13 protein-coding genes are annotated in these 13,699 nt (G+C 39.4%); all 13 read right to left on the reverse strand.

The genetic code is table 11. From position 1 onward, the window contains the following. Window positions 1-26: 26 nt before the first annotated feature. The 13 genes from AC2CGN_RS12030 to AC2CGN_RS12090 all read right to left on the reverse strand — a co-directional run bounded on the left by AC2CGN_RS12030 (window position 27) and on the right by AC2CGN_RS12090 (window position 13,570). Entirely contained in the window at window positions 27-809 is a 783-nt protein-coding gene (locus tag AC2CGN_RS12030) for an enoyl-CoA hydratase (RefSeq protein WP_429980164.1), read from the reverse strand. After that, complete coding sequence (locus AC2CGN_RS12035; RefSeq protein ID WP_429980163.1) at window positions 809-1,723, reverse strand: hydroxymethylglutaryl-CoA lyase; 915 nt, start codon at window positions 1,721-1,723, stop codon at window positions 809-811. Before AC2CGN_RS12035 ends, AC2CGN_RS12030 begins: the two co-directional genes overlap by 1 nt. 15 nt (window positions 1,724-1,738) lie before the next feature. Next, complete coding sequence (locus tag AC2CGN_RS12040; RefSeq protein ID WP_031418413.1) at window positions 1,739-1,951, reverse strand: acetyl-CoA carboxylase biotin carboxyl carrier protein subunit; 213 nt, start codon at window positions 1,949-1,951, stop codon at window positions 1,739-1,741. A gap of 72 nt (window positions 1,952-2,023) precedes the next feature. After that, a complete protein-coding gene (locus AC2CGN_RS12045) occupies window positions 2,024-3,382 on the reverse strand; it encodes an acetyl-CoA carboxylase biotin carboxylase subunit (protein WP_484514036.1) in 1,359 nt (452 codons plus the stop codon). Between the two features lie 15 nt (window positions 3,383-3,397). Then, on the reverse strand, window positions 3,398-5,032 hold the full coding sequence (locus tag AC2CGN_RS12050; RefSeq protein ID WP_429980161.1) for an AMP-binding protein: 1,635 nt from the start codon (window positions 5,030-5,032) through the stop codon (window positions 3,398-3,400). A gap of 47 nt (window positions 5,033-5,079) precedes the next feature. After that, complete coding sequence (locus AC2CGN_RS12055; RefSeq protein ID WP_313373040.1) at window positions 5,080-6,222, reverse strand: acyl-CoA dehydrogenase; 1,143 nt, start codon at window positions 6,220-6,222, stop codon at window positions 5,080-5,082. 314 nt (window positions 6,223-6,536) lie between these two features. Beyond that, a complete protein-coding gene (locus AC2CGN_RS12060) occupies window positions 6,537-7,154 on the reverse strand; it encodes a TetR/AcrR family transcriptional regulator (protein ID WP_283872721.1) in 618 nt (205 codons plus the stop codon). Between the two features lie 398 nt (window positions 7,155-7,552). Next, window positions 7,553-8,605 (reverse strand): YkvI family membrane protein, encoded by a 1,053-nt coding sequence (locus AC2CGN_RS12065; protein WP_484514039.1) that lies wholly within the window; start codon window positions 8,603-8,605, stop codon window positions 7,553-7,555. A gap of 33 nt (window positions 8,606-8,638) precedes the next feature. After that, window positions 8,639-9,745 carry an o-succinylbenzoate synthase gene (gene menC, locus AC2CGN_RS12070; protein ID WP_484514041.1) on the reverse strand — a complete coding sequence of 369 codons (1,107 nt, stop codon included), beginning with the start codon at window positions 9,743-9,745 and terminating at the stop codon, window positions 8,639-8,641. Window position 9,746: 1 nt separating this feature from the next. Continuing rightward, entirely contained in the window at window positions 9,747-10,559 is an 813-nt protein-coding gene (locus AC2CGN_RS12075; RefSeq protein ID WP_484514043.1) for a GNAT family N-acetyltransferase, read from the reverse strand. A 52-nt stretch (window positions 10,560-10,611) separates the two neighbouring features. Continuing rightward, window positions 10,612-11,727, reverse strand: coding sequence for a M20 peptidase aminoacylase family protein (locus AC2CGN_RS12080; RefSeq protein WP_484514045.1), 1,116 nt, complete (start codon window positions 11,725-11,727; stop codon window positions 10,612-10,614). Window positions 11,728-11,732: 5 nt separating this feature from the next. Beyond that, complete coding sequence (locus AC2CGN_RS12085; RefSeq protein ID WP_429980156.1) at window positions 11,733-12,602, reverse strand: MurR/RpiR family transcriptional regulator; 870 nt, start codon at window positions 12,600-12,602, stop codon at window positions 11,733-11,735. A gap of 203 nt (window positions 12,603-12,805) precedes the next feature. Beyond that, window positions 12,806-13,570 carry an SDR family oxidoreductase gene (locus tag AC2CGN_RS12090; RefSeq protein WP_484514163.1) on the reverse strand — a complete coding sequence of 255 codons (765 nt, stop codon included), beginning with the start codon at window positions 13,568-13,570 and terminating at the stop codon, window positions 12,806-12,808. Between the last annotated feature and the right edge of the window lie 129 nt (window positions 13,571-13,699).

Raw genomic sequence — 13,699 nt, forward strand, 5'->3', positions numbered from 1 at the left:
AACAGAATGTTAATTACAGTTCCATATTATTTCCCTGAGTATTGTGGTGTGCGCTTTTCTTGGAAAGCAAGCAAACCCTCTAATCGATCTTGTGTAGGGATCAGAGCACTATATGCGAGCGATTCGATTTTTAAGCCACTTGCTAAATCCACCTCAACCCCCTGATTCATCGCTAATTTTGCCTGAATTAAGGAAAGCGGAGCATTTTTAGCCATTTCTTGTGCAAGCTGTATTGCCTTAGCATGTACCTCGTGGCCCTCGTAAACGTACTCCACAATGCCATAGTCCTTAGCTTCCTCAGCACTTAATCGACGCGCTGTATAGATTAACTCTTTTGCTTTTCCTAAGCCGATTAAACGTGGAAGTCGCTGCGTGCCGCCTGCTCCTGGAATAATGCCAAGAGATGTCTCAGTAAGTCCGACTTTTACATGTTTAGCAGCAATACGTAAATCACATGCTAACGCTAACTCTAGACCACCTCCAAAGGCGACACCATTTAATACAGCAATGACAGGTTGGGAAAGTGCCTCTACTTTCGTTACAGTTGCACCAATTAACTGGACAATCTGCCTAACCTGTTGATCAGACATACCCTTACGCTCTTTTAAATCGGCACCTGCGCAAAATGCCTTTTCCCCAGCACCAGTTAATAGCACTACTCGCACTGCTGAATCTCCGTTGATGTGATCAAGTGTTGCACCTAACTCTTTTAGTAGTTGGACAGACATCGCATTTGCAGCGTCAGGTCTTGTTAGTGTTATAAGTCCAATGCTTCCTTCTACTATTTCAAAACGAACGAGTTGCGTCATTATTGAATCGCACTCCTTTCATTACGGACAATTGTCATCTGTTTAGATGCAACAGTCTTTCCAAGTTTCTTTTCTATAAAAAATGCCGCCTCTAGCACTTTATTCATCTCTACACCTGTTTTAATACCCATTCCATCCAATAAATACAATAAATCCTCCGTGGCTACATTGCCTGAAGCTCCCTTAGCATATGGACATCCCCCTAGCCCACCAAGTGCACTATCAAATTTTGTTATGCCCATTTCTATGGATTTTAGGATGTTAGCGAGTGCAGTACCTCGTGTATCATGAAAATGCATAGCAAAATGCTCTACAGGGTACCTTTTTAGCAATTCGTTTAATAAGCTTTCAACCTGAGTCGGCACGCCAACGCCAATCGTGTCACCAAGTGAAATTTCATCGACACCCATTTCTAATAATTTTTCAGTCACTCTCAAAACCTTTTCTGGTTGTATGTAACCTTCATAGGGGCAGCCTATCACTGTTGAAATATATCCACGCACATTTTTATGAGCTGCCTTGGCCCCTGTAACTACTTCCTCTATTATCGGAAATGTGTCTTTAATCGTTTTATTTATATTGCTTTGATTATGGCTTTCACTGGCTGACATAAAAACGCTCACTTCATCTACTTCTGCCTGCAATGCCCGCTCTAAGCCGCGCATATTCGGTACGAGTGCTGCATACGTAATATTTTTTTGCCGTTTAATGGCTTGAAGCACTTCTACTGCATCTGCCAATTGCGGTATCCATTTTGGATGCACAAAGGATGTGACCTCTATATAATTCAAACCTGTATGACTAAGTAAATTTACTAGCTGTACCTTGTCAGCAGTTGATAGATGAGTCTTCTCATTTTGCAAGCCATCACGAGGGCCTACTTCCTTGATCGTTACATGTGTTGGTAGTTGCATCCAGAAGCCCCCTTCTTATTCAATTTCTAAAATATCATCATCAACATTAATGAAATCCCCTTCATTGGCAATGATTTTTGTAACCACGCCATCCTCTTCTGCCGCAATTGGAATCTCCATTTTCATGGATTCTAATATTGCTACATCTTGACCAGCTGTCACTTTTTCTCCTTCTGCCACCACGATTTTCCATACTGTTCCCGCCATGCTTGCTTTTACTGTTGCCATTGTCCATCACTCCTAATTTTAAGTAGGGCATTCGCACGCGTTAGAAGAGGGTGCGAATGCTTTGAATATTTTTTATTTTGACTGTGCTAATTGCGGTAAATAATATTCATCCACAAATTTAGTCGTTGTATTGCCTTTTAAAAATTGTTCATGTGTAACTGTCTTCAAGAGCATTGGAATATTTGTTTGAATTCCTTCCACTTTATAAGTTTGAAGTGCTTGAATAAGTCTTTCACATGCAATTGCGCGTGTATTTCCCCACACAATTAACTTGCTTATCATTGGATCATAGAAAGGTGTTACCGTTGAATCTGCCTCTACACCACATTCATGTCGAATACCTTCTCCCTGAGGTAGCTCTAGCGCTGTGATAATACCGGGCGAAGGGAAAAACGTGGAAGGATTTTCAGCGTATATGCGTACTTCAATTGCATGCCCTTCTTTACGAATGCTCTCTCGTGTAAACGTTAACGGCTGTTTTGCTGCAATCTTTAATTGCTCCTCCACCAGATCCAGCTTTGTAATTTCCTCTGTTACGGGATGCTCCACCTGTAGACGTGTATTCATCTCTAAAAAGTAAAATTGTTGATTCGCATCTACTAGATATTCAATCGTACCAGCATTCACATATCCAATATGCTTTGCTGCCTTGACGGACGCTTCTAGCATACGCTCTCTTGTTTCATCTGAAATGAAGGGAGATGGTGCCTCCTCCACTACTTTTTGGTTTCTCCTCTGGATTGAACACTCACGTTCGAAGAGTGGTACAACATTGCCATGATGGTCTGCAATTATTTGAACCTCAACATGGTGCGGATTGGCAATAAATCGCTCCATATACATTGTGCCGTCTCCGAAAAATGACTGTGCTCGCTTTTGATTTCCCTCAAATGCCTTTGCAAGCTCCTCAGAATTTTCAACAAGCTGCATACCGATACCGCCACCACCAGCAGAAGCTTTTAACATCACTGGATAGCCAAGACGTGCAGCAATTGCAACTGCCTCTTCTACATTTGCAATAGGTGTTTCTACACCTTCTACAATCGGTACACCTGCTGCCTTCATCGTTTTTCGTGCCTCTAATTTACTTCCCATCGAGGCAATAACATCCGCACTCGGTCCAATAAATGTAAGGCCTGCTTCTGTACAACGCTTAGCAAAATCAGCGTTCTCTGATAATAAGCCATAGCCTGGATGAACAGCATCTGCACCGCTTTCCTGTGCAATTTCAAGGATACGATCAATATTTAAATAGCTCTGTGCAACAGGCGGCTTTCCTACACAATATGCTTCATCAGCATCTTTAACATGAAGACTGGCAGCATCAGCCTCTGAATACACTGCAACTGTTTGAACATTTAGTCGCTTACACGTTCTTATAATCCGCCTAGCGATCTCCCCACGATTAGCAATTAAAACCTTCTTGAACATATCACCGCCCCCTTCCTACATTACTGTCGCAACAAAATTCTCACGTAATTTATACTTTTGAACCTTTCCTGATGCAGTCATTGGATAATGATCAATAAAGAAAATATGTCGCGGAATTTTATGTCTAGAAATTTTATCTCTACAAAAGTCCCGAATCTCTTCTTCTGTTGCTTGTTCTCCATCTTTCAGGATAATCCAAGCAGCCGCTTCCTCCCCATAAACTGGATCAGGAACACCAGCCACCTGTACATCAGAAATTTTTGGATGCTTGTATAGGAACTCCTCAATTTCTCTCGGATATAAATTTTCACCACCACGAATAATCATATCCTTTAAACGCCCTGTTACTCGGATATAGCCCCCTTCATCCATCGTTGCTAAATCTCCCGTATGCAGCCAGCCTTGCTGATCGATGGCAAGATCCGTTTCTTCTGGATTCTTATAATAACCTTTCATCACGTGATAGCCTCTTGTGCAAAGCTCACCTTGCTCAAGTGGTGCAGCTTCTTCATCTGTACCAGGAACAACAATTTTAACTTCTAGATTCGGTAGTGCACGCCCAACTGTTTCTACCTTTAATGCGAGTGGGTCATCTGTTCTTGTTTGTGTAATTACTGGCGATGATTCTGTTTGGCCGTAGCAGATGGTAATATCCTTCATCCCCATTTTTTCGATAACAGCCTTCATCACCTCGATAGGGCAGTTAGAGCCAGCCATAACACCCGTACGTAATGAGGTTAGATCAAATGACTCAAAATTCGGTAAATTGAGCTCACTAATAAACATCGTTGGTACACCATGCAACGCTGTGCATTTTTCTTTTTCAACTGTTCTCAGTACCTCAGCAGGTAAAAATTCCTGTACTGGCACCATCGTCCCACCAGTTGTTGTGATAGCCAGTGTTCCAATGACGCACCCGAAGCAATGGAAAAACGGTACGGGAATACATAAACGATCCTTAGAGGTTAATTGCATGCATTCTGCAATATTTATAGCATTATTCACTAGGTTATAATGCGTCAACATCACGCCCTTTGGAAAGCCTGTTGTACCAGAAGTATATTGAATATTAATAACATCATCGTAATGAAGTGATTGCTGTCTTTGATCTAATTGCTCCTCTGTTACTTGCTCAGCAGCAGCTAAAACCTCAGACCAATTCAGTACTCCAGGGTATTTCGTCTCACCGATTAAAATAACATTCTTCAATAAAGGCAGTCGCTTAGCTTGTAAATTACCAGGTTCACAATGCTCAAGCTCTGGACATAACTCTTGTAGTGTATTGATAAAAGAATGGTCGCGATAATTTTCAATTAAAAAAATTGTTTTTGCATCGGATTGCTTTAATAAATATTCCAACTCACTTGCACGATAATTTGTATTCACTGTGACGATTGGGGCGCCCATTTTGCCTGTACCAAATTGTAACTGTACCCACTCTGGAACATTTGTGGTCCATACTGCGATATGTTCGCCCTTTTCTATACCAAGAGCCATTAGCCCTCTTGCAACTAAACGACTTTGACGATTTAATTGCTCATAGGTCATTCGTAAATCCCTATCTGTATATACTAATGCTTCATGCTGTGGATACTTCTCAGATTGTTCATCTAGCAATTGACCAATAGTTTGATACACAAGTTCTGCCATGAGAATCCTCCTTTATTATGCTATTTAACTTTTTCAACAAAGGTTTTTTAACAGCCAATTAGACGAGAAATAACGAGACGTTGAATTTCTGATGTTCCCTCACCGATTTCCATTAATTTAATATCACGTAGATGGCGCTCGACATCGTATTCTTTCATATAGCCTGAACCACCATGAATTTGAATTGCTTGATTACAAGTACGGAAGCCCATTTCAGAAGCAAATAATTTTGCCATTGCAGCTTCCTTTCCAAATGGTTTCTTTTGATCCTTAAGCCATGCCGCCTTATGTACTAATGTACGCGCAAGCTCTATCTCCATTGCCATATCAGCTAGTTTAAACTGGATAGCCTGTAGCTTTGATATTGGTGCACCAAATTGCTCCCGTTCTTTAGCGAATTTTAATGCCTTTTCATAGGCAGCCTGTGCAATTCCTACTGATAAAGCCGCAATTGAAATTCGTCCACCATCCAGCGTATTTAAAAACTGACTAAATCCTCGTTTTTCGTCCCCTAAAAGATTAGCTCTTGGGACACGCACATTCTGTAAAACAATTTCACAAGTATTGGAGCCACGAACACCCATTTTGTCGTAATTGCAATTTATCGTTACACCAGGTGTATTCGTTGGAACAATAATAGATGAAATAATTTTTTTACCATCTTCACGCTTACCTGTTACTGCTGTTACTATAATTTGACGTGCATAGCCTGCATTTGTGATCCAGCATTTTTCCCCATTAATAACGTAATCATCACCATCAATAACAGCTGTTGTTCGCGTACCACCAGCATCTGAACCTGCATTAGGCTCTGTTAAACCGAATGATCCTAATGTCTCACCTTTTGCTAACGGAACAAGCCATTCCTGCTTTTGCTCCTCTGTGCCGAAATTATAGATTGGTGATGCCCCTAAGCTAACAGCCGCAGCATAGCTTAATCCAGTACCTCCACATGCACGCCCAATTTCTTCGACTGCTAAAGCGTAAGACACCGTATCCCCACCTGAACCGCCATATTCTTCAGGAAACGGAATACCCAATAAGCCTAGCTCAGCCATTTTTTTAAAGCTCTCTATTCTCATTGTTGATGTCTCATCAACCTCACGAGCATACGGTTTAATTTCTTTTTCCGCAAAATCACGTACCATGTCTCGAATCATCGCTTGTTCTTTCGTTAATTCAAAGTTCATCCCTAGTCCCCCTAATTTCTAATTTGCCATAGCAGATTGCTCAGATGACAGTTGCATGCATTAATCAATATCGCCTTGGCGTAATTACGTCCAGATTTGGAATGGTGCCCAGACTGCACAAGAGCCGACATGATATCGGTCATATCGACAAGACTGAGTCTCTCTTTTTTCAATAGAAGTCTGGACACCCACTGTAAAGGAACCACATCCTATTCATCCACCACCTTTTAAAGGCGGAAGTCTTTTACTGAACGAAGAAAAGTACCGACTAGTCGGTTTGTAAAAACAATTAATAAAACCAGTGATATTACTGGCTACCCCTTTACCATAAATTGTTTTGCTTCCTCCATTGCTTGTTCTGTCACAATCGCACGTAATACCATATCAGTGAAGACCTCTGTAATTTCCTCCATTGTCAATGGACCCGTTTGTTTATACCATTTATATGTCCAGTTAATCATTCCAACAATGGCCATTGTGACAATTGTACACGGTAATTCCGTACGAAAATCTTTGGTTTGTTGGCCCTCTCCTATTACTTTTTGTAAAATATCCCGATATTGATCCCTTTTTTTATGAATAATTTCACTATATTCCTCTGGAAGTGAACGACTTTCCTCATAAAAAACAGTAATATGTGCCTGATACATATCAAATACTTGTGTCAGTGTTTGCAGCATTGCACATAAGCGTGTAATCGGTGTATCGTACTTGTCATAGGCATCCTGTGACTGCTTAATAACATACGAAATAAATACATCGTGAATTTCATATAACAATTCATCTTTCGATTTAAAATTATGATAAAATCCACCCTTTGATGCCCCAATATATTCGACAATGCGATCAACAGTTACATTGTGATAGCCATCTTGCTGAAACAGCACGACTGAAGCGTCTACAATTCTTTGTTTTAACGTTTTCTTTACCATAGGCATCTATCATCCTTCATCTAGCTCTTTACTCTATTACTCCTTATAATTAGAAAAAACATTGACTCAATTTAACTCAGAAAGTCATGCTGATTAATTTTATTTTTCCTAATTATAAAAATACTATGACAACATTAATATAGCATTCATAAAAAAAGGTGTCTAGCAGTTGATATAGATTTTATTTAAAATTACGAGAATTTATCATACATTAAGTAGAAATTAAAAATCATCAAATACATACTTACTGTATGATTGCTCTTTAGCTTTCATCACTGATTTCATAAAAAAATCCCTAATGCCAATGCAATGGCAAAAGGGAAGAAGAATTTTTGATCTCACTCAAAAATTGGGTATGTCCGCTGAATTAGAAAACGCATTTACCTTACTGCCTTGAATCAAGAAAAATTTTTCGGTTTTCGTAGCCAAGACATGACAACCGCTATAATTAGAGCAAAGCCTAAATAGCCCATTGTTGAATATACCTTACCAACCAATGTTGTAAATCCTACTAAGCTTGCTGCAAAGCCTAGTAAACCAATGACCACAATACCTAGTTTAAAATATTTATGCTCAGGCGCTATAAAACGCACTGTAAATGCATAAAACATACCAACAGCTGTATTATACATCATTCCTAATAAAGCGATGGACATTAACACCCCTACTACAGGATGGATTTGCTTAGCAAGCTCTAATGTTGGCATCGCTACCCCACCAACTACATCCATTTTTACGAACATGGCAATATTAATTAATATTATTAAGACACCTAGCATTAGTCCGCCTAGCATGCCGCCAATACCAGCAACTTTACGTTCTTTTACAGTCCCACCCATAACAATTAACATCGCTGCACCAGCCGCAATATTATAAGATACATAAAGTAAAGCACCCATTAGCCAATTTGATGCTGCAGACGTTTGTTCTTTTGCTAAAGCATTTTGCTCTGCAATCGTTAAGTCCATTGTGAATATGGAGTAAATTAAAATAATAAAAATAATCCCCATTAAATACGGTGTCACTAATGCTATTATATTAATAATATTTTTAACATTTAACAGTAGTGTTAAAATCGTTATAAGCATCATAAAGATACTACCAATCATTGGGTTAATACCGAACATTTGCTGAAATGTTGACCCTGACCCTGCAAACATAACGACTGCAACGCCAAATAAGAAAAACGTAATAACAATATCTAAAATAACCCCAATATAACGCCCACCAATGTGATAAATAACCTCTTTATGAGATGTCGTTTGTAGATCTGTCCCTAATTGTGCTAGACTCATACCCAAAAATGCGAAGGCAATGGTTGCAACAATTCCTCCTACAATACCGTACAAGCCAAAGCTCGTGAAATACTGCATAATTTCTTGGCCTGATGCAAAGCCAGCCCCAACGATTAATCCTACAAATGCGCCTCCAATTTGCCAACTTTTTTTCATAGAACACCTACTAATCTTGATTTCCTTGTCAAATTATTGATATGTTTTTTTTGCAACTGTAAATGATTCAATCGTTTCTCTATTAATTTCATAGCCAATTCCTGGTTGCTGAGGTACTTCTATATAACCATCCTTCACGATAACTTCAGGATCGATGATGTCTCTTTCCCAATAGCGATTTGAGCCAGCAGTATCACCTGGTAAAATGAAATTGGATAGTGTTGTTAATGCGACGTTATGAGCACGACCAATGCCAGACTCTAACATACCACCACACCAAACTGGAATATTATTGGCCTCACAATAATCGTGAATTTTCCTTGCTTCTGTCAAGCCACCCACACGGCCAATTTTAATATTTATAATTTTTGTACTGCCCAATTCTACCGCCTTACGAGCATCCTCTAATGAATGAATACTTTCATCCAAACAAATGGGTGTATCAATTAGTTTTTGTAATGTAGCATGATCAATGATGTCATCTGATGCTAATGGCTGTTCAATCATTGTTAAATGAAAGGCATCAAGTTGCTTGAGTGTTGCAGCATCCTCAAGATTATAGGCTGAATTTGCATCTGCCATAAACGCTACATTGGGAAACGTTTCACGTAAAGTAAGCATTACTTCTACGTCCCAGCCAGGCTTTATTTTAATTTTCATGCGCTTATAGCCTTCCCGTACATATCCATCCACTAGCGTTACCAAATCGTCAATTGAATTCTGGATGCCAATACTGATTCCTACTTCAATTTTGTCCTTTTTGCCCCCTAGCGCTGCTGCCAATGTTTGCTTCGTCTGCTGTGCATAGATATCCCAAATTGCTCCTTCAATTGTTGATTTCGCCATATTATTTTTGCGGATAGGCTTAAATAGTTCATTCACTTCGTCTGGATGCTGAATCTCTTTATTCAACAAAAGAGGTATTAGGAAGTCTTCTAACATATGCCAGTTAGTTTGTAGCGTTTCTTCATTGTACCAAGGAGAGTGAAAGGCAACAGATTCACCCCAGCCAACGATTCCAGATTCATCTTTCGCCTCTAACACTAAAAAATCCCTATCATGAAATGTGCCAAAGCTTGTTGTAAATGGTGCCTTTAATTTCATTTTGAGTTGTCGAATTGTGATTTCTGTAATTTTCATCTTATTTTTCCCCTTCCAGTGGTAAGGCTGTTTTTTTCGTCAGCACATATTCATTGTATTTTTCTTGTTGCTGTAATTTCACAACAGCATACCCTTGAGCAAATAGCTGCTGTAAAATATGGCGTGTTTTAAAACGCCAATCTAATGCCAAATCTGGATTTTGCACTTTCAATGCTTGAAAATCTTTCGGTACTGGCAACACATAAAAGTCTTTTGTATATTTTAAATTTTCAGTTATTTCTAAGCATAGAAGGCCTTGCTCATTTAGGCTACAGCTTGCCACAGGAACTGGATTAGTTACTTCAATTACAATATCCTGCATCACATAGTCAGATGTTAAATGCCAACTTACCTCGAAACGATCGGAGGGTAGCCCTTTATTTAAACCATCCTGCATTTCACCGTAGCAATTTTCGATGTACGTATAACAAATACCCTTTAATTTCGAAAGATTTAAATAGGCATTACGCGTTTCTAAAGGATCAAAGGTCCATACCATTAAATCATAGCCCCGATTAATCGCAATCGTTCTTTGTGCCAGCTTTAATTTTTCACCTATCCCTTGTGAACGATAATTTTTATCAATCCCCAACATATGGGAGCATAAAAAGCTTTTTCCCTCTCGAAATCCTGAAAAACCATAGCTAAATCCAACTAAACGCTCCCCATCATAAGCACCAACAACAATCCCTCCATTCTTCACTGCTGTTAAAGTTTGATGGAGAGGTATGGGAGGCATATCCCAGACCTCATATTCTAATTGCTGAACATGCTCCAATTGATCGATCGTGTTTATTTCTTTTATATCAATCATGGCTTTCTCTTCTTTCTCTCTTGTATCCCAAATTTATTGGGTAATAATTCTGCTAAAGCGCACGTAAAATCGCTCTTGTAATAATATTTACACCAGTAAGTAGTCTAGCTTGATTAAAGGTCATTTTGGGATGATGAAGACCTGGTGTAACACCACAACCTAAACCCAGCATTGTAGCTTTTAGATGGGGTCGCTCGAACGTGTAAAAATGAAAATCTTCCCCACCTGGTGTCACAACTGGTGGTGCACAGGCCTTTTCACCGACCACATCGATTATAGCGGCGTTCATATGCTGTAATGCTGCATCATGAACTAATGCGGCAACAATATGTGCTTCAACTTTAATGTCAATTTTAGCACCATACATTGCCTCTATTGATGTCCTTACTCGTTCTACTCCCTCTGTAATAATTTGCATGACCTCATTCGTTTGAGCTCGGGCATCAATGCTAAAGGTTGCTTTTCCAGGAATAATATTAGTGGAAGAGCCTCCAGCATTAAATTGCGTCATTTTGACAGAAGCTGAGACATTGGGGTCCGTCCAAATTTTTTGTAAACCCTCTACAATTGCTGCGCCAACCTCAATGGCGTTTATTCCTAGCTCTGGTCGTGCACCATGAGCCTCCTCCCCGATAATGGTTCCTGTAAAGAGTTTGGCTGCACCGTGGTATAGTGCAGGTGCATATGTCCCATCCTCTAGCTCCTTTAACGGACGAACATGAACACCAAATAAATATTCTAGGTTATCCACAAGCCCCTTCTTGACCAATGCACTAGCACCTTGCGCTTTTTCTTCAGCAGGCTGAAATAAAATACGAACCGCCCCGGAAAGTAAATGCTCCATATCCTTTAAAAGAAGCGCTGTCCCAATAGCCATCGTCATATGACCATCATGTCCACAAGAATGATTAGCCTTAAAGACACCATCTACCTCCTGCCAAAGCGCATCTATGTCGGTACGAAAGCCTACTTTGGGTTCTCCTTTCCCAATATCCACATAAAGTCCTGTCATATCGTCGAATAAATGAGGCTCCATCTGTGCCTCTCTTAATATAGCGGCAATATATTGTGTCGTTTCATGCTCTTGCCAGCTTATTTCTGGATGTTCATGAAGATGTGTAAATATATCAGCCAATCGCGGCTGTAGGTTTTGTAAAACTTGATTCATGTTGTTCAACTCCATCGATTTGCTAAAAAGCTATTTTGGAAATCATCATATTTTACGCGCTGATTTTCATAATAGTCATGATCATGTGCCGTCATCCCTGCAATTAATGTATTCAAGAATGATACTAGTGCAGGCATAGCATCAATTGTTGACATCTCTTGCTGTTCGTTAACAAAGGTAATCGTCGAATATTGTGTAATTGGTGCAATTTGAGCATCCGTAATGCCGATAATCTCACAATTTTTTTCTTGTATTTCTGCTGCAAATTGAATCGGTTCTTTAAAATAACGATGGAACGATAGAATGATGACAACACTTTCCTCGTCAATATCTTGTATAGCACGAATAACCTCACTCGTTTCAAAGTTTAATAGCACAACATTTGGCCTCAAAAGGTTTAAAGTAAAGTGTAGCCATTGTGCCGCTAAATAGGAGGAGCCATTACCAGCAATATAAATTTTTTTCCTTGTATGCAACAGCTTCGTAGCTTTATTAAAATCTTCCTCATTAATGCCCTTTGCCACCTGTAATATATGCGATGCATCCTTTTCCATTGTTTTCTCATAAAAACGTGGATTTTCAAAAAGGACCTGCTTTGAATGCAAATAATTTTGCAAGCTGCTTGTTTTCCCTTCATTGAATAAATGCAAGGTTATTTCTCGCTGTAACTGCGCATAACCAGAAAGCCCTATCGCATAGCAAAAGCGTATGACCGTTGTTTCACTGACACCTGCTTTTTCACCAACATATGCTGCCGAATGAACGCCAACTATCTGCAAATTTTTCAGAATAAAAGTTGCTACTTTTTGTTGGCTTTTAGAAAGCTCTTGAAATTTATCTTGAATGACTTGTTGAATTGTTTGATCATCTCTCAAAGAAGTACATCCTTTTTTTATTTGTTTTTGAAGTTTAAACTTCATTTTACATGTTACTTAGAGTATCACAGTTTTTTTCGTAATTCAATACGTTTTCTGAAATTTCTGTTTATATGGTTAATTTTAAGCATAAATCAAAAAACCCTGTAACCACGAACTTTTACAGGGTTGCTCTTATTAGGTTGTTTCAACAGATAGGCATTCTATAAATGAGATCCACCACTAGCATCCAGTAATTGACCAGTTATCCAACGGCTGTCTGAGGATGCTAAAAATACTGCAATATCCGCCACATCTTCAGGCTCCCCCCATCTCTTGAAGGTTGAAAGACCCGCCGCATATTTTTGTCCATCAGGATGTTGCAAGGTTTCAGCATTCATCTCTGTGTTAATAATTCCAGGCTGAATAGCATTGACCGTAATATGACGGCTCCCCAATTGCTTGGCTAAAAGACGAGTCAATGTGTCAATAGCTCCTTTTGACATACTATAGGCGAATACACTTGGTGATGCTACACGCGTTACAAAGGAAGAGATATTAATAATGCTTCCCCCATCTTTTAAGCGTGGTAAAGCTTGCTTCGTAACAAAAAGTGGTGCCTTGACGTTTATTTTCATAATCTCTTCAAAGGATTCCTCTGTTGTCTCCTCTAAAGTGGCAATTTGACCAATCCCAGCATTGTTAACTAAAATATCAATTTGCTTACTGCCGGTATGCTCTAAAACACGATTATCTAACTTCATAAATAACTCATGAATACCCTCTAGTGTACTCAAATCTGCACCAATCGCACAGGCCCTTCCACCAGCTTGCTCAATCTGACGAACAACTACTTCCGCCTCCTTTTGCTTTTTTCCATAATGCACTGCCACAAATGCACCCTCTTGAGCCAAACGCAATGCAATACTACGTCCTATTCCTCGACTCGCTCCTGTCACAAGAGCAATTTTGCCAACCAGTTTTTCCATACGCCCATCTCCCTGTTTAAATAGTAGTTGAATCCTTTTTGTATTAAACGGCTTCATTCAGATGGTCCCCTAATACAGACAGAATCTTATCATGGAACAATATTTGAAATGTTGCTTTCTTATTTTTCT

The organism is Lysinibacillus sp. DFXJR4 (genome assembly GCF_057196045.1).